15 protein-coding genes are annotated in these 22,265 nt (G+C 67.8%); 2 read left to right on the top strand and 13 right to left on the bottom strand.

Annotated features, from left to right (window positions below):
• Window positions 1-120: 120 nt before the first annotated feature.
• From AC3WOS_RS09075 to hemC, 6 genes are all read right to left on the bottom strand, one after another.
• On the bottom strand, window positions 121-5,217 hold the full coding sequence (locus tag AC3WOS_RS09075) for a diguanylate cyclase (RefSeq protein ID WP_492715585.1): 5,097 nt from the start codon (window positions 5,215-5,217) through the stop codon (window positions 121-123).
• 212 nt (window positions 5,218-5,429) lie between these two features.
• Window positions 5,430-5,972: an inorganic diphosphatase gene (gene ppa / locus AC3WOS_RS09070; protein WP_492715584.1), complete on the bottom strand. Its 543-nt coding sequence runs from the start codon at window positions 5,970-5,972 to the stop codon at window positions 5,430-5,432.
• 179 nt (window positions 5,973-6,151) lie between these two features.
• Window positions 6,152-7,348, bottom strand: a complete 1,197-nt coding sequence (locus AC3WOS_RS09065) for a heme biosynthesis protein HemY (protein WP_492715583.1) — start codon at window positions 7,346-7,348, stop codon at window positions 6,152-6,154.
• A 2-nt stretch (window positions 7,349-7,350) separates the two neighbouring features.
• Window positions 7,351-8,490, bottom strand: coding sequence for a uroporphyrinogen-III C-methyltransferase (locus AC3WOS_RS09060; RefSeq protein WP_492715582.1), 1,140 nt, complete (start codon window positions 8,488-8,490; stop codon window positions 7,351-7,353).
• A complete protein-coding gene (locus AC3WOS_RS09055) occupies window positions 8,487-9,281 on the bottom strand; it encodes a uroporphyrinogen-III synthase (protein ID WP_492715581.1) in 795 nt (264 codons plus the stop codon). The genes AC3WOS_RS09060 and AC3WOS_RS09055 overlap by 4 nt, the downstream gene beginning before the upstream one ends.
• A gap of 5 nt (window positions 9,282-9,286) precedes the next feature.
• The gene (gene hemC / locus AC3WOS_RS09050; RefSeq protein ID WP_492715580.1) at window positions 9,287-10,330 is read right to left on the bottom strand and encodes a hydroxymethylbilane synthase; all 1,044 of its coding nucleotides are present in this window, start codon (window positions 10,328-10,330) and stop codon (window positions 9,287-9,289) included.
• A gap of 93 nt (window positions 10,331-10,423) precedes the next feature.
• Here hemC and ppc point away from each other — a divergent pair, with 93 nt between their 5' ends.
• Together ppc and AC3WOS_RS09040 are read left to right on the top strand one after the other, a co-directional pair.
• A complete protein-coding gene (ppc, locus tag AC3WOS_RS09045; RefSeq protein ID WP_492715579.1) occupies window positions 10,424-13,246 on the top strand; it encodes a phosphoenolpyruvate carboxylase in 2,823 nt (940 codons plus the stop codon).
• 352 nt (window positions 13,247-13,598) lie between these two features.
• Window positions 13,599-14,909 carry a PAS domain-containing sensor histidine kinase gene (locus tag AC3WOS_RS09040; protein WP_492715578.1) on the top strand — a complete coding sequence of 437 codons (1,311 nt, stop codon included), beginning with the start codon at window positions 13,599-13,601 and terminating at the stop codon, window positions 14,907-14,909.
• A 6-nt stretch (window positions 14,910-14,915) separates the two neighbouring features.
• On the opposite strand, the gene AC3WOS_RS09035 is transcribed toward AC3WOS_RS09040, so the two are convergent.
• The 7 genes from AC3WOS_RS09035 to AC3WOS_RS09005 all read right to left on the bottom strand — a co-directional run bounded on the left by AC3WOS_RS09035 (window position 14,916) and on the right by AC3WOS_RS09005 (window position 22,232).
• Complete coding sequence (locus AC3WOS_RS09035; RefSeq protein WP_492715577.1) at window positions 14,916-15,980, bottom strand: FAD:protein FMN transferase; 1,065 nt, start codon at window positions 15,978-15,980, stop codon at window positions 14,916-14,918.
• A gap of 115 nt (window positions 15,981-16,095) precedes the next feature.
• Window positions 16,096-16,413 carry a c-type cytochrome gene (locus AC3WOS_RS09030; RefSeq protein WP_492715576.1) on the bottom strand — a complete coding sequence of 106 codons (318 nt, stop codon included), beginning with the start codon at window positions 16,411-16,413 and terminating at the stop codon, window positions 16,096-16,098.
• An 80-nt stretch (window positions 16,414-16,493) separates the two neighbouring features.
• Window positions 16,494-17,024, bottom strand: coding sequence for a nitrous oxide reductase accessory protein NosL (locus tag AC3WOS_RS09025; RefSeq protein WP_492715575.1), 531 nt, complete (start codon window positions 17,022-17,024; stop codon window positions 16,494-16,496).
• Window positions 17,021-17,845 carry an ABC transporter permease gene (locus tag AC3WOS_RS09020; RefSeq protein WP_492715574.1) on the bottom strand — a complete coding sequence of 275 codons (825 nt, stop codon included), beginning with the start codon at window positions 17,843-17,845 and terminating at the stop codon, window positions 17,021-17,023. The genes AC3WOS_RS09025 and AC3WOS_RS09020 overlap by 4 nt, the downstream gene beginning before the upstream one ends.
• Window positions 17,829-18,749, bottom strand: a complete 921-nt coding sequence (locus AC3WOS_RS09015; protein ID WP_492715573.1) for an ABC transporter ATP-binding protein — start codon at window positions 18,747-18,749, stop codon at window positions 17,829-17,831. Before AC3WOS_RS09015 ends, AC3WOS_RS09020 begins: the two co-directional genes overlap by 17 nt.
• The gene (locus AC3WOS_RS09010) at window positions 18,730-19,914 is read right to left on the bottom strand and encodes a nitrous oxide reductase family maturation protein NosD (protein ID WP_492715636.1); all 1,185 of its coding nucleotides are present in this window, start codon (window positions 19,912-19,914) and stop codon (window positions 18,730-18,732) included. The genes AC3WOS_RS09015 and AC3WOS_RS09010 overlap by 20 nt, the downstream gene beginning before the upstream one ends.
• Before the next feature lie 128 nt (window positions 19,915-20,042).
• A complete protein-coding gene (locus tag AC3WOS_RS09005; RefSeq protein ID WP_492715635.1) occupies window positions 20,043-22,232 on the bottom strand; it encodes a 4Fe-4S binding protein in 2,190 nt (729 codons plus the stop codon).
• Window positions 22,233-22,265 lie beyond the last annotated feature (33 nt).

Here is a 22,265-nt window from a genome sequence, read left to right as displayed (position 1 = left end):
GCGCATGCTACGCCACTCCGGGACAACTGGCAATTTCAGGAATGTAACGCTCTTTGTACGCCAGGCCAGCCGCCATCGCGCCGGAGCCGGGCGGCCCCGGTGCCCACCGCGCGCCCGCCGCTAGCCGTGCAGCCGGACCGGCGGCGCGGCATCGTCATCGGCCAGCAGCACGCGATTGCGCCCGCCATGCTTGGCCTGGTACAGGGCCGTATCGGCCAGGCGCAACAGCGCATCCGTGTCGCCCGCGGCCGCCCCTTCCGCGACGGCCACGCCGACGCTGATGGTGACGGTGGCGGCCGGCGCCGCCTCGTGCGCGATGGCCAGTTGCTCGATGGCGGCCCGCAGCGTCTCGCCCACCTGCATGGCCTCGGCCGCGCCGGCGTTGGCCAGCACGATGGCGAATTCCTCGCCGCCATAACGGGCCACCAGGTCGCTGGCGCGGCGCGCCCCGTTGCGCAGCGCCAGCGCCACCCGGATCAGGCAGTCGTCGCCGCGCTGGTGGCCATAGCGGTCGTTGTAGCTCTTGAAGTAGTCGACGTCGATCATGACCACGGCCAGCGGCTGGCCGGCGCGGCGGGCGCGGGCCCATTCGTTGCGCAGCACTTCGTCGAAATGGCGGCGGTTGGCCAGCCCCGTCAGGCCATCCGTGGCCGACAGCGCCACCAGCCGGGCGTTGGCCTCTTCCAGCAGGGCCGTGCGCTCGGCCACCCGCTGCTCCAGGCTGTCGTACAGCCGGGCATGCGCGATCGAGGCGATGGCCTGGGCGCACAGGATGCGCAGGAATTCCACCCGCGCCGCCGTGAACGTGCCCTCGGCCAGCCGGTTCTCCAGGTAGAGGATGCCGTCGAGCCGGCCGGCCTGCCGGATCGGCAGGCACATGACGGAACGCGGGCCCGGCTGGCGTCCATAGGGATCGGCGGCAAAACGGGCCGAGCCGGCCAGATTGTCCTCGATGACTTCGACCCCGGTCCGCATCACGTAGCGCAACAGCGACAGGGGGAACTGGGAATCGCTGGCCGCATCGAAGTCCACCGGCCGCGCCTGCAGCACGGCCGTCACGCCGTCCACCGCTTCCGCCTCCAGCTGCCAGGCATCGTCCTCGAGCAGCAGCAGGCGCGCCACCTGGGCGCCGGAATTCTCGCAGACGATGGCGATCAGGCGCCGCAGCACATTGCCCAGGCCGATCTCGTGCGACAGGGCCTGGGCCGCCTTGAGCAGTGTCATCAGATCCAGTTCCGCATTGGCGCCGCCCCGGCTACGCGTGCTCCAGCCCGGCATGGACGGGGCGCGCGCGGCCGTCCCGGCCGCCGCCGGCGTGGCCAGCATGGCGCCATGCCGGACGTTCAGCTCGCTGGCCTTGCCGTCCGCGCCCCACTGCCGGTAGCGCGCCAGCGCGTCACTCAGGTAGACGGCCGCCACCCGGGGCTGGCCCTGCTCCAGCCAGCATTCGCCGCACAATTCGTTGCCCAGCGCCTGCAGCGGCACGCAGCCGGCCGCCGCGTCCATGCCGCGCTGGTAATGCTGGGTAGCCAGCGCCAGGTCCTGTTCGCTGCGGGCCAGTTCGGCCAGCACCAGGCAGTGGCGCGCCACGAACAGGGCCGGGCCCAGCGTCGCCCAGCGCGCCAGGCTGTCCTGCAGCGCGCCGATGCGGGCGCGGATGGCGTCGGCGTCGGCCCGGCGCGGGTCGCGCCGCAAGGCCCGGATCCAGATCAGGGCGGTGTAGAAGGTGGCGTCGGGCACCTTGGCCTGGCCCCGCATCATCTGCGCCACCAGGTCCAGCTGGCCGGCCAGCGCTTCCGCGTCGGCGCCGTCGAACAGCCAGGCATTGCGTATTTTGCCCTGCAGGAAATAGGCGCGGAACAGGCGCGAGTCGCCGTAGCGCTCCAGGAAACGGGCTTCGTTGAAACCGTCGTCGTCGTAGCTGCTGCCGTCCGGCGTCTGGCCCATCAGGCATTTGATGGGCTGCACGGCGGCCGCCACGCAGCAGTCGGCCATGGCTTGCTGGCCGTTGCTGCGCATCAAGAGCAAGTCGTGGGCGATGGACAGCTTCAGTTCAGGCAGGTAGTCGCCCAGGATCAGGCGGTCCGTGGCGCGCACGGCCGCCACCACGCCCACCTGCACGTAGTCGGCGATGTCGAGCGCCCAGCCGAACGCTTCGTCGTATAAAACGTCGGAGCTGCGCAGGGAACGGACCCAGTGGTTGCACAGGGCCGCGAACATCAGCCCGGTCAGGGTGCGGGTCTGCAGATTGGCGCGGCGCCGGGCCAGCGCCAGCGCCATCTCGCCGAAGCGGTAGGCCAGGTCCATGTCGCCCGTGCGCAGGGCCAGCATCAGGGCATGGCCGACATAGGCCACGGCGCTGAAATCGCTGGTGCCCTGCTGCATCGACAGCCGCGTCATCGACAGCACCATGTGCACGCTCAGCTCCTGCTGCCCCGCGTAGTAGGCGGCCATCCACATCGACTGCATCATCTGCATGGCGGCCAGGGCGGGGCCTTCTTCGAGTTCGGCGGCCGCCAGCAAGGCCTGCGTGTCGCGCGCCAGCGGATGGCGCTCGATCTCGCCGTACAGGGCGTCGGAGCGGGCGGTGAGCTCGGCCACGCCGTGGGCGATGGGCATGCCCAGCAGCGCCAGCCCGGCCCGCAGCACGGCGATGGCGTCCAGCAGCCGGCCCTGCAGCTGGTACTGGTGGGCCTGGACGGCCACGCAGCGCACCTGGTCCAGCGGCGCCGGGCAGCGCGCCATCAGCAGCGGATAGATGGCCTCGGCCCGCTCGAACTGGCCACACAGGTAGGCCGCTTCGGCCGCGCCCAGCTGCAGCTCCAGCCACAGCGCGCCGTGGCTGTGCCAGGCCTGCTCGGGCAGCAGCGCCAGCCCGATCGCCATGTGTTCCAGCGTGGCCTGGAAGGCGGCCGAACGGCGCGCCTTGATGCCGGCCCGGCAATTGAGCCGCGCCAGCGCTATCCGTTCCTGGCCGTCCTCCACCAGCGCGCGGCCGGCGTTGCACTGCTCGACGATGGCAAACAGCTCCTCCTCGAGCCGGCGTTCGTCCGCATGGGCCAGCAGCAGGCGGCCGATGCGCAGGTGCAGCGCCGCCCGCGCGTCCGGCTCGACCAGCGCATAGGCGGCCTGCTGCACGCGGTCGTGCAGGAAGCGGTAGCTGACGTCGGTGCCGGTCGCGTCCGGGTCCAGGTATTTGTAGCGCAGGTCGCGCGGCTGGATCAGGCCCGCCTGCAGCGCCGGCCACAGGGTTTGCTGGACCCGGGCCGGGGCCGCGTCCACCAGCACGGCCAGCGTATCGAGCCGGAACTGGTTGCCGACGGCCGCCGCCAGCTGCAGCAGCTGCTGGGTGGCCGGCGGCAGGCGGCGTATCTTCTCCACCAGCAGCTCGACCACGTTGTCCGTGTAGGCGGCCTGCTCCAGCACGGCCAGGTCCCAGCGCCAGCAATCCTGGGCCGGCTGGTAATGCAGCTGCCCGGCGTCGTGGATGGCATGCAGGAACTGGTTGAGGAAGAACGGGTTGCCGCCCGTCTTGCGCTGGCACAGCCTGGCCAGCGGCACTGCCGCATCGGCCGGCACGTGCAGGCTGTCGGCCACCAGCCGGGTCACGTCGGCCTCGTCGAGCGGCGCCAGCGCCAGCCGCGTCACCCGCGCCCCCTGCCGATGCAGCCGCTCGCACAAGCCCGTCAGCGGATGGGCGGGCGTCACTTCATTGTCGCGGCAGGCGCCAATCAGCAGCATGTGGCCCTGCTCGCGCTCGCGCAGGAACAGCTCCACCAGGCGCAGCGTGGGCGGGTCGGCCCACTGCAGGTCGTCCAGGAACAGCACCAGCGGATGGTCGGCCGTGCCGAACACCTGGACCAGGCGCTGGAAGGCGCGGTCTAGCCTGGCCTGGGCCTGGTCCGGGGCCAGCGCGGTACCTGCAGCGGCATCGGCATCGGCGGGGCCGGCCACCAGCGCCAGCTCGGGTATCAGCTGCGCCAGCACGCCCAGGCTGTCGCCCAGCGCCGTGCGCAGGCGCTCGCCCCAGCGCCGCAAGTCCTGCTCCGGTTCGCTCAACAACTGGCGCAGCAGTTCCTGGAAGGCCTGGATCAGCGGCGCATAGGGCACGTCGCGCCGGTACTGGTCGAACTTGCCCGACAGGAAACAGCCGCGCCGCGCCACGATGGCCGGCTGCACCTCGTCCACCACGGCCGACTTGCCGCTGCCGGCCGGACCGGCCACCAGCAGCAGTTCGCTGGTGCCGGCGGCGCTGCGCTCGAAGGCGGCCAGCAGCGCCGCCGTTTCGCGCTCGCGCCCATACAGGCGCTGCGACACATTGAACGGCCGGTGGCGGTCCGCCAGTCCGGCCAGCGGCAGCACAGGGCCGCCCGCATCCCCGCCCGCACCCGCGCGGCAAGCCTGCACGTCCAGCGCCAGCGCGTGCAGGGTCTGGTAGCGCTGCTCGGCGTTCTTGGCCAGCAGGCGGCGCAGGATGTCGGTCAGCCCCGCCGGTCCGCCGGCCAGGGCCGGATGCGACCAGTCGGGCACGCGGGCGATGTGGCTGTGCACCAGCTCCATGGCGTCGCCGGCGAACGGCGGCTGGCCCGTCAGCAGCTCATACCAGGTGGCGCCCAGTCCGTAATAATCGGCCCGGTAGTCGACCCGCCGGTTCATGCGCCCCGTGCGCTCGGGCGCCATGTAGGGCAAGGTGCCTTCCAGCGCATAGGGGTGGACGATGCCCTGCACTTCCTGCGCCAGCTCGCCGGCGATGCCGAAGTCGATCAGCTGCAGCTGGCGCCGGGCGCCGTTCCATACCAGGTTGGACGGGGTGATGTCGTTGTGGATGATGCCTTGGCCATGGACGGCGTCGAGCGCGGCGCACAGCTGCAGCGCGATGGCGAAAAAATCGTCCAGGGCCAGGCCGGGCTGCTGGACGGCGGCGCGGTCGCGCAGCAGCACGCTGAGGGCGGTGCCGCCTATGTCTTCCTGCAGCATGACCCAGCGCCCGCCCTGCTGCGCCAGCGCCAGCGGACGCACGACGCCGGGATGGGCGCAGCGCCGCGCCAGCGCGAATTCGCGCTTGAAGCGGGTCACTTCCTCGTGCGAGGGACAATCCGTGTTGGGTATCTTGACGATGAGCGGCGCCCGTTCGGCCGTGGAGCGGGCGCGGTAGACCAGGGAACGGGCACTGGCATGCAGTGGTTCGATGATCTCGTAGTCGAATAAGGCGCTCACGGACTTCCAGTCGTAATCAGGCGGTGCAACGCGGTCATGCCGGTTGCTGGCAACCTCCGTACGTGACCTCAGCCGTTATATTACGTTAGCGCGACGACAATTACTATAAAGTAAAACAAGTTAAGGTAGAACAAGCGACGGCGCACGCCATGGCGCCCCCTCCAAAAACACAACGGGCGCCCGTGGGCGCCCGTCGTCTGCATGCCGGCGGCTTAGCCTTCCGGATTTTCCTTCTTGTAGCTGGCAACGCCGCTCAGGATTTCAGCTTTCGCTTCTTCCGGACCGTACCAGCCGTCGATCTTGACCCATTTACCCTTCTCCAGGTCCTTGTAGTGCTCGAAGAAGTGGGTGATCTGGCGCAGGCGCAGTTCGTTCAGGTCTTCCGGCTTCTGCCAGTGGCTGTAGATGGACAGCACCTTGTCGACCGGCACGGCCAGCACCTTGGCGTCTTCACCGGATTCGTCGGTCATCTTCATCACGCCGATCGGACGGCAACGCACCACCACGCCGGGGATCAGCGGGAACGGGGTGATCACCAGCACGTCGACCGGGTCGCCGTCGGCCGACAGCGTGTTGGGCACGTAGCCGTAGTTGCATGGGTAGTGCATGGCCGTGCCCATGAAACGGTCGACGAAGATGGCGCCGGACTCCTTGTCCACTTCGTACTTGATCGGATCGGCGTTCATCGGGATTTCGATGATCACGTTGAAATCGTTAGGCAAATCGCGGCCGGAAGGCACTTTATTCAAGCTCATGGGGTTTCCTTGTTATGCAGGCAGATGGTTTAACCGCGTCATTATAGCGAAAGCGTGCCCGCTTGTGCGACGCAGCACAAAAAACAGGCACGTCAGCAAGCCGTAAGGGCGCCATGCCAGCATGGCCCACCGGCCCGGCGGCGGGCACAAAAAACCCGTCGCGGGGACGGGTTGCGGTGTTACAGGATGGTGGCCAGGGCGCACTGCCGGAAATGGCTGGCCGCCTCTTCCGGTTGCTGCAACGCTTCATGCAGCTGGGCCAGCTTGAGGTGGGCTTCGCGCACCATGCGGGCGTCGCCCGCGTCTGACAGGGCTTGCTCCAGGTAGCGCTGGGCCTTGCCCCACAGCTTCTGCTTCAGGCACAGGGAACCGAGGGTCAGCGCCAGCTCGGCGTCGGCCGGACGCTGGGCCACCCATTTTTCGCAATGCTCGATCTGCAGCAGCAGCGCGGGCGTACCGGCCGGCGCGGCCGCTTCACGGTAGGCGCGCACCACGCGCTCGTCCCAGTCGGCCGCCAGCGATTCCTCGGCCACCAGGCGCGCCTCGTCGTGCAGGCCGCGGGCGTTGAGGGCTGTGGCGGCGCGCGAAGCGACGAAGGGCTTGATGCGGTCGGCCGAGGGCACGGTGGCCCACACGCGCAGCAGCGATTCGGCGTCGTGGCCGTTATCGGCCAGCATGTCTTCGTAGGCCATCTCGCGCAAGCGGGCCGACAGGGCCGGATGCAGGGCGCGGTGCTTGTCGAGCGAGCGCACCAGGCGCAGCACTTCGGGCCAGTTCTTGGCCTGCTGCTGGGCCTTGAGCGACCATTGCAGGGCGTGGATGTGGCGCGTGCCGCTGGCGTTCAATTCCGCCACGGCCTGCAGTGCCGCCTCCGGCTGGTGGTCGTCCACCAGCAGTTCCGTCATCGTCATCAGGCGCGCCGTCTTCATGGCGGCGTCGCCCTGCAAGCGGGCCAGCCAGCTGTCGCGGCGCTCGGCCTGGCGCATGCGGTGCGCGGCGCGGGCGCCGATCAGGGCCGCCACGCCGGCGTTTTCTTCCAGCTCGGCGGCGCGGGCGGCCGCTTTTTCCGCGTGGCCGAAACGGCCTTCGAACAGGGCCTTGAGCGCTTCGCGCAAGCCCTTGTTGCCGTCGCGCTCACGCTTGCGCTGGCGGTAGGCGGCCACCCGGGCCGGCATCTTGAGGGTGGCGCGGAAGGCGCGGATCAGCACATAGAGCAGCGCGAACAGCGCCACTTCCAGCACCACGAAGAAGTTCAGCGACAGGTCGATGCGGTGCGGCGGATAGAACAGCACCACATTGCCCGGGTTGAATCGTGCCGTCACGGCGATGCCGATGGCGGCGGCCATCAAGGCCACTAACCAGAGAAATAAACGCATGGTTATGGCTTCGCCTTGTAGTTGCGGACGGCGTTCAGGCTGTCGGCCAGGGTCGGCATCTCGATGGCGAGGTTGCTGCCCTGGACCTGGCGCAGCAGCGCCTGCACGGTCTGGGTGGACTTGGCGCGGGTGTCGAAGTACTTGACCAGCGCATCCTGGGCGGCGATCAGGTCGCTGCGGAACGCCCCTTCATTGCGCGACAGCAGGGCCATGCGCGCGTTGAGCAGGCGCAGCTTGAGGTTCTCGCGCAGGAAGTAGGCCTGCGTCGGCGACAGCATCAGCGCGTCCGGCGTTTCCACGCTGCGCACGCGGATCAGCTGGCGCACGTCGGTCCACATGTCGGTGCTCCAGCTGGTCCACACGTCCTGCAGCTTGAGCAGCCACGGGCTGGGCGCTTCGGCCGGCGCGGCAGGCTTGCCGCCCGCCTTGGCCTTGACCGCCTTCTTCTCGGGCGGCGCCGGCAGGGTAGGCTTCTCGTCGGCCAGCATGGGCAGCAGGTCGATCTGGGCGATCACGTTATCGAGGCGCAGGGCCAGGCCGACGGAATCGACGCTGGGCAGGGCCTTGAGCTTGTCCATGTCCTTGGCGATGGCGCGGCGGATGGTGATGAACTGGGGCTTGTCGGAACGCGACAGGCTGCGGTCGGCGTTCTGCAGCGCGATCAGGGCGCCCGGCACGTTGCCGGCCAGTTGCAGCTGCTGGCTGGCCGTCGACAGCACTTGCTCGATTTCCGTCAGGGCCCACTCGTCGCGGTTCTTGGACAGGTCCTGGTACAGCTGTTCCAGCGCCAGCTGCTGGCTCTGGGCTTCCACCTGCTTCGATTCGAGCAGCGCGACCTTGCCCTGCAGTTCCTTGCTCGACTCCTGCACGGTGCGGGCCAGGGTGCCCGTCTCCGCGTTCGAGGCATCGTTCTTTTGCAGCCGGCGCGCCATCTCCTCGCGCAGGTTGCGCACTTGGGCGTGGCTGGACCAGGTCTGGCCGGCCACCACGATGCCGAGCGCCACCACGGCGCAGCCCAGCACTTGCGGTTGCAGCAGGGTCTCGACCCAGCTGGGCGACGGCGGCGTGGGCGGCGTAGGCGGCAATTCCGCGGCCGGGCCGGGCGCGGCGACAGGTTCAGGTAATGTAGGCAATTCGTTCATGGGTGTGATTGTAGCGCGGCGAGCAGTCGTTCGTCGCCTGATCCTGTGAGCGTCAGTCGGGTAAAGCCCAAATTGTTTGCCGTTTCGGCAATTCGGGCGTGCGGGATAATCAAATGTTGGCGTTGCATCATTACAACATATTTAGCGTGGTCTGCGCCAGCACTGTCTTGCCGTGCCAGCTGTTCCAGCAGGCCCATCAGGCCGCGCAGCGCTTCCGAACTGGTGATGATCCAGTCGTTGGGCTGGGCCAGCAGGCGGCGCAGGGTGGCCGCCAGGGCCGGAGTCAGGGCCGGCACGGCGCGCCGGTAGGCCGCCACCACGGTGACGTCGGCGCCGGCCGCGCGCAGGCCGTCGGCCATCAGTTCGCGCCCCTGCTCACCGCGCACGATCAGCACCCGGCGCCCGCGCAGGGCCGCCAGGTCCAGCGTCTGCAGCAAGTGCTCGGAGTCGCTGTGGGCCGTGTCGGCCGGGCTGACGATGGTGGCATTGGCCGGCGTGACGCCGTGCGCGGCCAGCGCGGCGCGGCTGCCCTCGCCCAGCACGGCCAGCGTCACGCCGTCCGGCCAGCGGGCGATATGGGCGAAGGCGGCGTCGATGGCGTTGGGCGACACGAAGGCCACCATGGCATAGCCGGCCAGGCCGGCCAGCACGGCCTGCAGCGGCGCCGTATCGGCTAGTGGCGCGATTTCCAGCAGCGGCAGCGTTTCCACCGCGCGGCCCATGGCGGCGATGCGGGCCGCCAGCGGCCCTGCCTGCGCTTGGGGCCGCGTGATGATGACCGTGCCGGCCATCCGCGTCAGGCGGCCGGCTGGTCGTCGGCCGGCGCCGCCGTGGCGCATACGGCCAGGATGGCTTCCGCGTCCTGGGCCCGCAGCAGCGCGGCCACCTGCTCGCCCAGCTGCTCCGGCGCGGACGCCGGGCCGCTCACTTCAGCGCTGGCCATGCGGCTGCCGTCCGGCGTGGCCACCATGGCGCGCAGGCGCATCTGGTCCCCATCCACCGTGGCGAAGGCGGCCAGCGGGATCTGGCAGCTGCCGCCGAACACCTTGGACACCTTGCGCTCGGCCGCCACGGCCTGGGCCGTCGCCGTGTGGTTCAGGGGCGCCAGCAGGGCGTGCAGATCCAGGCCGTCGCTGCGTTCGGCGATTTCGATGGCCATGGCGCCCTGCCCCGCGGCCGGCAAGCTCGTTTCCGGCTCCAGCAGGGCGCGGATGCGCTGCGGCAAGCCCAGGCGCTTGAGGCCGGCGGCGGCCAGGATGATGGCCGCGTAGTCGCCCCGGTCCAGCTTGCCCAGCCGGGTGTCGAGGTTGCCGCGCAGCGGCTGGATCACCAGGTGGGGATAGCGGGCCGCGATCAGCGACTGGCGGCGCAGGCTGCTGGTGCCCACCACGGCGCCGGCCGGCAGGTCGGCCAGCGAGGCGTAGTGGTTGGAGACGAAGGCGTCGCGCGGGTCTTCCCGCTCCAGCACGGCGGCCAGGGCAAAGCCCTCCGGCAGCTCCATCGGCACGTCCTTGAGCGAGTGCACGGCCAGGTCGGCCCGGCCTTCGGCCATGGCCACTTCCAGTTCCTTGACGAACAAGCCCTTGCCGCCCACCTTGGACAGCGCGCGGTCAAGAATCTGGTCGCCCCGGGTCGTCATTCCCAGAATCTCGACCGTACACTGCGGATATAATGCAGACAAGCGGTCGCGTACATGTTCCGCTTGCCACATGGCAAGGCGGCTTTCGCGCGAGGCGATGATTAATCTGGACGGGAGAGGTTGGACCAATTCGGAAGTTTTCAAAACCAGTTCTTTCGCTGTAGCCGACGCTAACCGGCGTAGGCCAGTTATTTCGCGCATGTTTAAGATCACAAATTTTATCACGCGCGCCTTCTTGCAGAAGCGGGCCACAAGCCTTTGCACCGACTTTCATCACATTTTGCGACTCATCACATGGCAAAACAATCTAGTGCAATAGACGAACAACCGGGCGTGGACGCGCAGGCCGACAAGGACGCGCCGCTCAAGGAAGACATCCGCCTGCTGGGCCGCCTGCTGGGCGACGTGCTGCGCGACCAGGAAGGCGAGGAAGTGTTCGCCGTGGTCGAGACCATCCGCCAGACGGCCGTGCGCTTCCGCCGCGAAGCGGACGCCGGCGCGGCCAAGGAACTGGACGGCATGCTGAAAATTCTCACCCGCGAGCAGACCATCTCCGTGGTGCGCGCGTTCTCCTACTTCTCGCACCTGGCCAACATCGCGGAAGACCAGCACCACATCCGCCGCCGCCGGGCCCACCTGCTGGCCGGTTCCGCGCCCCAGCAAGGCAGCATCAATTTCGCGCTGTGCAAGCTCAAGGAAGCGGGCGTGGCGCAGGACACCGTGTCGACCTTCTTCCAGGACGCCCTGATCGCCCCCGTGCTGACGGCCCACCCGACGGAAGTGCAGCGCAAGTCCATCCTCGACGCCGAGCACGACATCGCCCGCCTGCTGGCCGAGCGCGACCTGCCGCTCACGCCCAAGGAGCGGGCCGCCAACATGCACCTGCTGCGCGCCCGCGTGGCCACGTTGTGGCAGACCCGCATGCTGCGCTACTCCAAGCTGACCGTGGCCGACGAGATTGAAAACGCCCTGTCCTACTACCGCATCACCTTCCTGCGCGAGTTGCCCGGCCTGTACGACGACATCGAAAGCGACATCGCCCAGCACTACCCGGCCACCGAAGGCAGCGCCATCAACGCGCCCTATGTGCAGATGGGCAGCTGGATCGGCGGCGACCGCGACGGCAACCCCAACGTCAACGCCGGCACCATGCAGCACGCGCTGGAACGGCATGCCACCACCATCCTCGACTTCTACCTGGAAGAGGCCCACACCTGCGGCGCCGAACTGTCCGTCTCGACCCTGATGGTGGCCTGCAGCCCCCAGTTGCAGCACCTGGCCGATAGCTCGCCCGACACCTCCGACCACCGCAGCGACGAGCCGTACCGGCGCGCCCTGATCGGCATCTACGCCCGCCTGGCCAGCACGGCCCGCGCGCTGGGCGCCACCAACATCCTGCGCAAGGAAGTGGGCCACGCCGAACCGTACGGGGCGTCGGCCGAATTCTCGGCCGACCTGCAAGTGCTGATCGACTCGCTGGACGCGCACCACGGCGGCATGCTGGTCAAGCCGCGCCTGTCGACGCTCAAGCGGGCGGCCGACATCTTCGGCTTCCACCTGGCTTCGCTCGACATGCGCCAGAGTTCGGACGTGCACGAGCGCGTGCTGACGGAACTGTTCGCCAAGGCCGGCGTGCTGAAACACTACAGCGAGCTGGACGAGGACGCCAAGGTGGACCTGCTGCTGAGCGAACTGAGCCAGCCGCGCCTGCTGTACACGCCCTACATCGAGTACTCGGCCGAGACCGATTCCGAGCTCACCATCCTGCGCGCGGCGCGCCAGATCCGGGCCCGCTACGGCGCGCGCGCGATCCGCAACTACATCATCTCGCACACGGAAACCGTGTCCGACCTGCTGGAAGTGCTGCTGCTGCAAAAGGAAATGGGCTTGCTGCGCCTGGCCGAGGCGGAACTGGACCTGATGGTCATCCCCCTGTTCGAAACCATTCCCGACCTGCAGCGCGCGGCCGGCATCATGGAAGCGGTGATGGCGCTGCCGCTGGTCAAGCAGCTGATCGCCAAGCAGGGCCAGATCCAGGAAGTCATGCTGGGCTACTCGGACTCCAACAAGGACGGCGGCTTCCTCACGTCGAACTGGGAACTGTACAAGGCCGAAACCCACCTGGTGACCGTGTTCGAGAAAGCCGGCGTCAAGCTGCGCCTGTTCCACGGCCGGGGCGGCACGGTGGGCCGCGGCGGCGGTCCATCCTACGAGGCCATCCTGGCCCAGCCGCACGGCACCGTCAACGGCCAGATCCGCCTGACGGAACAGGGCGAAATCATCGCCTCCAAGTTCTCCAACAAGGACATCGGCCGGCGCAACCTGGAGCTGCTGGTGGCCGCCACGCTGGAAGCGAGCCTGATGCCGCAGTCGGAAGACAGCGCCCACCAGGCGCAGCTGCGCGGCTTCGAAGCCGTGATGGCCGAGATCTCCGACCGCGCCTACAAGGCGTATCGCGACCTGGTCTATGAAACGCCGGGCTTCACCGACTACTTCTTCGCCGCCACCCCGATCGCCGAGATCGCCGAATTGAACCTCGGTTCCCGGCCCGCCTCGCGCAAGTCGACCAAGCGCATCGAAGACTTGCGCGCCATTCCCTGGGGCTTCTCGTGGGGCCAGTGCCGTTTGCTGCTGCCCGGCTGGTATGGCTTCGGCAGCGCCATCGGCGGCTGGATCGCGGAAGGCAAGCAAGAAGAGCGGGTGGCCCAGCTGCGCGCCATGTTCCAGCAATGGCCATTCTTCGCCACCCTGCTGTCGAACATGGACATGGTGCTGGCCAAGACCGACATGGCGATCGCCTCGCGCTATGCCGAGCTGGTGCAGGACAAGGAACTGCGCGAGCGCATCTTCAAGCGCATCACGGAAGAGCACGACCACACGCTGGCCATCCTGCAAAGCATCACGGGCGCCACCGAGCGCCTGGCAGGCAACCCGCTGCTGGCCCGTTCGATCCAGAACCGTTTCGCCTACCTCGACCCGCTGAACCACCTGCAAGTGGAGCTGATCAAGCGCCACCGCGCCCTCAGCAAGGAGCCGGGCAAGGTCGACGAGCGCGTGCACCGCGGCATCCACCTGTCCATCAACGGCGTCGCAGCCGGCCTGCGCAACACGGGCTAACCCCGACGAAAAGCGGGGTCGGAAAGGCGGGGTCAGTTCCGGCCATCTGACACAAACAAAGCGGGGTCACAAAGCGGGGTCAGATCCGACATTCGGACACAAACCGAGCCATATCCATCTGTACGGCTCAGTTTGTGTCCGATTGCCAGATCTGACCCCGCTGGTTCTGCCAGATCTGACCCCGCTGGTTCTGGTTTGACCCCGCTGGTTTTGCTCCCCAATTCAGGGCATTAGTTACATTAAAAGAAAGACAAATCGGCAAAGATAGAATTACAATACGCCAACATTCCGCTGCACCCCGCGACCAGGTGCGGGCGGCACGCCGCGTCTTGTCACTCCATTATTTGCAGCCATGAAAAATTGGTCGACTCCCTTCCTGCGCCCGGTTGCGACCGGCGCAGCCCTGCTGCTGGCCGGATGGCTGGGCGGGGCCGTTTGGGGCCACACGGCCCTGCCCGCCACCGGCTATCTGCTGGGATACGCCCTGCTGGCGCTGGCCGCCCTGCTGTTGTGGCGCCTCCATGTGGCCGATGTCCGCCAGCGGGCCGATGCCGCCGCCCATCGCGCCGCCGAGCTGGCCCATGCCGACGCCGACCTCCAGTTGCGCGAAATCGTCGCCATGATGCCCGTCGCCCTGTTCATCAAGGATGCCCAGTCGCGCATCGTGATGATGAACGCGGCCTGCGAAGACATCTTCGGCGTGCCGTTCTCCCTGCTGTCTGGTCATCAGGGCAACGCCTATTTTCCGCCCGAGCAGATGGCGGGGTTTCTGGAAAATGACCGCGCCGCCTTCGCCGGCGGCCAACTGGTGGTCAACGAGGAGCTGCTGTGGTGCGTCTCGCGCGCCGAAAACCGCCAGATGGAAACGTTCAAGAAGCCCATCTTCGACGCCGACGGCCAGCCCCGTCTGCTGATCGGCATGTGCTTCGACATCACCGACCGCAAGCGGGCCGAGGCGGCCCTGCAGCGCACCCTGGACCAGCTGCGGGCCATGACGCTGCACCAGGACCGCATCCGCGAGGACGAACGGCGCCGCATCGCACTCAACATTCACGATGAGCTGGGCCAGAACCTGCTGGCCATGAAACTGGACGTGGCCCAGCTGCACGCGCGCACGGCCGCCCACCACACGCTGCTGCACCGCCAGGCCGGCCAGGTGCTGGCCACGCTGGACGCCAGCATCAAGTCGGTGCGCGCCATCATCAACGACCTGCATCCGAGCACGCTGGAGCTGGGCCTGTGCGCGGCCATCGAATGGCTGCTGGGCCAGCTGGAACAGCGCAGCGGCCTGCGCTACCGGCTGCAGGTGCTCGACGACAGCGCCAACGCCCTGCTCGACGAACGCCAGACTTCCGGCCTGTTCCGCCTGGTGCAGGCGGCCCTGACCAGCATCGCCTGCTTCGCGCGGGCCGGCGAAGTGATGGTGTCGCTCAACCTCAAGCCCGACACCATGACCATCGTGCTGCACGCGGACGGCGCCGGCATTCTGCAGGCGGAACAGGCCACGGCCGACGCCTTCGGCATCCGCGCCATCAAGGAACGGGTGGCGGCCATGGGTGGTGAAATGGTGCTGGCGCGCAGCCAGGGTGGCAGCATGCTGACCCTGCTGCTGCCCGGCGTGGCCATCGCGCCGCATGACGCGGCCCGCCCCCTGCCCGCCTGACGCGCCTCAGTGCACCCGCCCGCCATCCATGCGGGCCCGCATGGCCGGCGTCATGGCCACGTGATGCTGGGCATCGACCAGCATCACTTCCTTCAGGCCCAGGCGCTGGGCCATCGCTTCCCAGCCGGCCGGCCCAGTGATGAACAGGGGCTTGGAATTGCCGTCCGAGCGCAGCCCGGGATCGCTGCCGCCGGACGCGATCACGGTCACGGACGCCACCAGGTCTATCGTCTCGCCCGTGCGCGGGTCGATGATGTGGGGGTGGCGCTTGCCATCCTTCATGAAATAGCGCTCATAGTCGCCGCTGGTGCCGATCGCCTCGTTGTCGCGCAGCGACAGCGTGGCCAGCGTGCCGTCGCCGCGCGGGTCGCGGATGCCCACCTGCCACGGCCGCTTGCCGGGCTGGCCGATGGCCAGGATGTTGCCGCCCACGTTGATGAGGGCCGCGTTGACGCCGGCGTCGCGCAGGATGCGGGCCGCCCGGTCCAGCGCGTAACCCTTGGCGTAGCCGCCCAGGTCTATCATCACGGCGCGGTTGGTGCTGGTGATGGTATTGCCCTGGTAGCGCAGGTCCGACAGGCGCGGATTGGCCGCCACCCAGCGCCGGATCTCGTCCGGAGCCGGCCCCAGGTCGTGGATGTCGCTGCTCTGGAAGCCCCACAGCCGTATCAAATGGCCGATGGCCGGGTTGAACAGGTAGTCGGAGCGGGCCGACAGTACGGCGGCCGATTGCAGCAGGCCCACCAGTTCCGCGTCCGCCTCGAACGGCTGGCCGGCCGCGATGGCGTCGTTCAGGCCCGTCAGCATGCTGGGCTGCCAGGCGTGCAGCTTGTGGTGCAGACGGTCGAATTCCTTGAGCACGGCGGCGCTGAGGGCATCGGCCCGCTGCGGCGTCTCGCCGTAGATGCTGATCTCGACCACGGTGCCGAACACGTGGCCCTGGGTCTTGTAGGTATGGTATTCGCGGGCGCAGCCCGACAACAGGCCGGCCAACAGCACGGCCGCCAGCAGCGGCAGCAGCCACTTGGCCAGCCGATGCCACCGCCCACGCGGCGGCGGACGGTGCGCCATTCCGATATTGCTTGTCACGGCACCTTGCATGCTGGCGCCCTCCCTGCGGTGAGGGACCGGGCGGACCCGGTCCCGTGTGCATCATGCTGCCGCCGCAGCGGCAGCGCCTTCACTGTCAGATCGACTTGGCCGTTATGAAGTCGACGGCGGCCTTGACCTCGTCATCCTTCAGGGCCGCGTTGCCGCCGCGCGGTGGCATCATCTTGAAGCCGTCCAGGGCGCTGGTGTACAGCACTTTCTGGCCCTTGGCCACGCGCGGCTTCCAGGCTGCCTTGTCGGCGAACTTGGGGGCGCCCATCACGCCGGCGCCGTGGCAGGCGAGACAGGTGGCTTTGTAGATCTTCTCGCCCTTGACCAGGTCAGGAGCGGCCTGCACGGTACCGGCGGCGCACACGGCCAGCAACAGGGAGGAAAGGAGGGTAGCTAATTTCATGGGGATTCACTTTCAGTTAAAAAAAGAAAAAACAGGGGGACGGTGGCGGAATGTCGATCAACTCACGATTGCCCCCTTTCTCAGTGCGACATGGCGTCGTCATGGGCGGCGCTGCCGCTCATGCTGACCATATCGCGACCGATCTGCTCGAAGCGCAGCACCTTGCCGCCCTGGACGGCGGCGAAGTCCTGCGCGCCCTGCAAAGTGGCGAAGGCGCCGAAGGTGGGGCCCATCGAGCCGTGCTTGCGGCTGCCCGCCACGTAATAGGCGCTGCGCGCTTCGATCCAGTTGCCGCTGGGGTGGTCCCAGTCGGCCTTGCTCATGTCCTGCACGTACAATCCGGCCACGGGCCGCTTCTGCTCGGCGCCGAGGACGACCGCGAACAGTTCCATCAGGTCGCAGTAGTAATCGGGCTTGCCCTCGGCGTACTGGATCTGGGCCTTGGGACCGGGAAAGTCGCGCAGCACCATGCCGTCCAGCGAACAGGCCGTGTCGGCGCCCGGTTCCTGGGCCGCCACGCGCGGCGTGTTGGGCGTGCAGGCCGCCAGCAGCATGACGGCCACCAGCAGGGCGCGGCGGGCGGCAGGCGCCGCCAAGGTAGTCAACTTCATTTGAATCTCCTGATAGCGATAAGAAATGGCAGTGCGATCCAGGCCAGCATGATGGCCAGCAGCACCAGCGGATTGGTCAGCGCGCCCGGCATCACGGTCGACAGGCCATACATGGTCTGCACCTGCTCCGAGCTGAAAATGTTGAGCAGCCGGAACACGTCGGCCGGGTTGAGCATGAGGATGGCGCCGAACAGGGCGCTGCTGAGCTTGCCCTGGCTCATGACGAGCGCGCCCATCAGCAGCAAGTCGAAGATCAGCACGTAGAAGAACCACAGGCCGATGGCCGCGCCGCTGGCGCGCACCCGGTCGGACGCCAGCACGGACAGCAGCACCGAGATGCTGAGGAAGGCCATGCCCATCAGCACGGCGCTGAACACGAAGCCGGCGTAATGGTAGCCGTCGCGCACGGTCAGTTCGGCCGCCAGCGGCAGCAGCCCGGCGCCGAAGCCGACCACAGTGGCGCCGGCCAGCGCGCCGGCCAGGCCCAGATATTTACCGAGCAGGATTTCGGCCCGCGTGATGGGCATCGACTGCAGCAGTTCGAGCGAGCCGCGCTCGCGCTCGCCCACGATGGCGTCGTAGCCGAGGATCAGCGCGATCAGGGGCACCAGGTAGATCACCAGGCTGACCAGGCTGGCCACCGTGGCGTCCACGCCATGGAAGCCCACCTCGCCCTGCTGGGCCGCGCCGAAATAGGCGATGGCCAGCGCGAACAGGGCGAAGATGACGGCCACCGCCACCACCCAGCGGTTGCGGATGCGGTCGCGCCACTCCTTGCTGGCGATGACGCGCACTTGCGACCATTCAATGCGGCTGGACATGGGCGCCTCCGTGGCCAAGGAACAGCTGTTCCAGTGTCGGTTCATGGATGGTCACGTCCAGCGCCAGCGCGCCGAGCGCCGACAGCACGGCCATCTTGTGCTGGCTGTGGCAGGCGATGGTGGCCTCGCTGCCCACCAGCCGCAGGTCCGGGCCATCCATGGGCGCCAGCGCCGCCTCCAGTTCGGCCGCCGCGCCGGGGCGCAGCGTGGCCACGATGTGCGACGGCAGCACCATGCGCGAGCGCAGCTGGGCCAGCGTGCCCTGCTCGGCGATCCGGCCCGAATGCATGATGACGAGCCGGTCCACCCGGTCCTGGATCTCGGCCAGGATGTGGGAGGTGATGACGATGGTGGCGCCGCGCTCCCGCACTTCGCGCAGGATGCGGTAGAAGTCGGCAATGCCTTCCGGATCCAGGCCGTTGGTGGGCTCGTCCAGGAAGATCAGGTCCGGCTCGCCCAGCAGGGCCTGGGCGAAGCCGAGGCGCTGGCGCATGCCCTTGGAATAGGTGTGCACGCGGCGCCCGGCGGCCAGGCTCATGCCCACCTGTTCCAGCACGCCGGCGCAGGCGCGGCGCGGCACGTGCTTGAGGTCGGCGAACAGCTGCAGCACTTCCAGCCCCGTCAGGTTGTCGTAGGTGACGAAGCTTTCCGGCAGATAGCCGATACGGCGCCGCACCTGGCGGAACTCGGGGCTGGCCGTGTCCACACCCTGTATGCGCACGGTGCCGGCGCTGGCCGGCAGCAAGCCCAGCATCAGTTTGAACAAGGTGCTCTTGCCGGCGCCGTTGTGGCCGATCAGGCCGAACATTTCGCCCGGGGCCACGGTCAGCGACACGTCCCGCAGCGCCTGTACGGCGCCGAAGGATTTGCTGACCTGCTCCAGTTCAATGGGGGAGGATGTCATTCCAGCGTCTCCAGTTGGGGTTCAGTGGGCGGGTGCGGGGATGGCGGTCGACAATGCTGGGCGCGCGCAGCAGCGGGAACTGGCGCGCCACGAAGCGCAGCGTCTGCACCGAAGGGCTGGACAGCACCAGCTTGACCAGCGGGTACTGCCAGTTCAGGCGGTCCACCAGATCATTCGCTTCGTAGGCCACATCGCCCACGCCGTCGCCGTCCTGGTCCCAGCCGCTGTAATTGCTCCAGTAGTTGCCCTGCTTGCGGCCCCACTCCACGTCGCGCGCGGCGACGAACTTGACCTGCTCTTCGTTGCCGATAAAGTCGTTGCCGTCCACTTCGTTGTTCGCCGAGCCGGCCGACAGGTGCACGCCGATGCGGTTGTGGCTCACCAGGTTGTCGCGCACCACGTTGTATTCCGCGTCGTAGATGAAAAAGCCGCGGCCGTTGCCGGCCACCACGTTGTGTTCGATCAGGGAATCCTGGATGGTGCGCAGCATGATGCCGTGGTCCGTGTTGCCCCAGGCGATGTTGTTGCGCACGATGAGGTTGCGCACTTCCATCAGGGCCAGTCCGCCCCGGTTCTGGTAGGACTCGTTGTTTTCCCACGTGCTGTGATTGGTGTTCATGTAGTGCGTGCCGTAGCGCACGTGGTGGATCTTGTTGCCGCGGAACAGGGCGTCGCGCGACACGTCCACGTAGATGCCGTCGCGCGTAAAACTGACGTTGTTGTCGATGATCTGGGCGCCGCGCGTGTTGTAGACCTGGATGCCGTTGCCGCGCGCGGCCGACTGCAGGTCGCGCCGGCCCGTGACGACGTTGCGCAGCACCTTGGCGTCATCCGACTTTTCCAGCCAGATGCCGAACAGGTTGAACACCAGCGCGCAGTCGGCGATGGTGACGCGGTCGGCGCCGGGCACCACGTAGATGCCCGCGTTCTGGGCGTCCAGGCTGGTGCCGCTGTCGCGCACATTGAGGCCGGCGACGGTGACGTCGCTGGCCGTGACCCGTATCACGTCGCCGCTGAAGCCGCCGCTGATGGTGGGTTGCTCATGGCCGCGCAGCGTGAGCGGCTTGTCGATCAAAATGTGTTCCTTGTAGTCGCCCCGCTCCACCAGCACCGTGTCGCCCGGCGCGGCGCGCGCCACGGCGGCGGCGATCGAGTCGCCCGGCATTACCCGCAACACGGCGGCCGCCCCATCGGCCGCCGTGCCCAGGATGGCGAGGCCGCTGGCACATGCCAGCAGCCAGACCCGCAACCGGTGATGCAACACCGGCCGCGTCTCGCCCCGTCTGTGGGTGTTCACAGCGACTCCTGGCGGGCGGCGGGACGCCGCTCCTTCAGGGTGCTGCGCAAACTGTCGAGGGAAATGAAATAACCCTGGTCGTTAATCGGCGTCAGGGCCTGGCCGGCCGCCGTACGCTGCTTGCGTTCCTTGACCAGCGGCGGGCAGGCATGGTCGTCGTAGTACATCACCATGCAGTCCAGGCACAGCAGGCATTCCATCTGGTCGATCTTGCCGTTCTTGTCGATCGCGTGCGAACCGCAGCCGGCCGCGCAGGCGTGGCAGGTGGTGCACTCGGCCTTGCGCTTGAGGCCGAACAGGCGGAACTTGCTGGGAATGGCCAGGCCGGCGCCCAGCGGGCAGAGGTACTTGCAGTACGGCCGCTCGCTGACCATGGACAAGCCCAGGATGCCACCGATGAAGATCCAGAACGGCCACGTGCGGTTCCACACGCCCACCAGGAAGGTGGTCTTGAACGGCTCGATCTCGGCCAGCTTCTCGGCCATTTCCATCGAATAGAACGACACGCCCAGCAGCACGAAGAACACGCCGTACTTGATCCATTTGAGCTTGTCGTGCAAGGCCTTGGGCAGCAGGCGCTGGTATTTCTTCAGGCCGACGATGGCGCCGAGCTTGAGGGCCAGGTGCTGCAGCGAACCGAACGGGCACAGCCAGCCGCAGAACAGGCCGCGGCCCCACAGCAGCACGGTGCCGATGATGAACCACCAGAACGTGAAGATGTACGGGTCCGACAGGAACAGCTCCCACTTCCATTGGTGCAGGATCGAATGGAACCACGTCATGACCTGGGTGATGCTGGGCTGGGCCTTCAGGTAGAAGCCGAAGAAGCCCACGCTGGCGATCCACAGGGCCATGCGGGGACGGCTGATCCATGGCTTGTGCTTGCGGTTCGACGCGCGCACCAGCTTGTCGCGGCGCGCGTACCAGAAGGCGGCCGCGCCCAGCAGCGCCACGAAGGCGGCGCCCACCAGCGCATTGTTGCGCCACAGGCTCTTCCAGGCCGCTTCCGGCTGCACCACTTTCGGACGGCCACCTTCAAGGTAGCGGTCGGCCAGCCAGTATTGCTGGTCGAAGTGGACGAAGGTCTTGCCGCCATGCTCGGCGTCGGGCTTGTTGGCCAGCATGGTGAGCTGCCAGGGCCAGGCCGGGTTGAAGTCCTTGGAACGGACGATGAAGATGGCCGATTCCTTGAACTCGGGCACGTCCTTCGGTTCCAGCCGGTACAGGTTCAGGTAGTCCGTGTCGCGGAAGGTGAAGGTGACGGGGTCTTGCCGCACCTGGATGCGGTCGTAGATGCCGCCGCGCACGAAGCCGGAACCCTTGAACGAGCTCTGGCCCCTGGCGATCAGGAAGATCGCGTGTTCATCGGGCTTGAGGTCCGCCATCAGCCGCTGGTAGCCATGCTCGCCCAGGATGCTGTTGCCGATGGTGGGCACGTTGAGGTAGCCGAAATACAGGTCCATATAGGGGCCGCCGCTGTCGCTGGCGCCCACCTCGGAGGCCGGCACCAGCAGGTGGGCGATGCTGCCCTCGGCGGCCAGCCCGGCCCAGTCGAGGCGCTCGTCGAGCGGCGTGAAGCGGGCCGGCGGCCGCGCCGCGCTGGTGAAGATGCCCACCTGGCGCCCGATCTCGTAGGCGCTGCGGGAAATGACCTGGTTCTCGGCGATGGCCGTGACGGTGGCGCCGCTGATGGCGTCCAGTCCGACGGCGCCCTGGCTGGCGTCGCCATGGCCGATTTCCAGCTTGGCGTCACCCTTGCGGCCCACGTACTGGCCGATGAATTTGAGCAGCGCCGACTCGGGGATGCCGGCCAGCAGGATAGGTTCGGAGTGTTTCAGTACGCGCACGCCCGTGATGGTGCCCTGGCGGTCCATGCCGATCAGGGTCACGACGGGTTTGCCGGAATAAGCGGGAATGTCGACCACGTCGGTCGACAGGAAGACATAGCCCAATAATTTTTCGTGCTGGTCGGCGCCCGGCCCCCACGCTTCCACGTAGGCCGGCGCACCCTTGCGCTGCGAAAAGCGGGTGGCCTGCGGCAGCACGTCGGCGCATGGCGCGTAGGCGCACAGGTCCGGTCCGTGCAGCATTTCCGGTGGCAGCTCGGCGTCGTAGACCGTGGCGCGCGCCGGGGCGGCGCACAACACGGCCCATAGGACACCGAGCAGCACCAGCAGGTGCCGCACGGTCCGGGGCAAACGATTACTCTGTGTCATCGC

Source organism: Rugamonas sp. FW305-51, from assembly GCF_058786935.1.
This window is presented reverse-complemented; position numbering and strand designations above follow the sequence as displayed.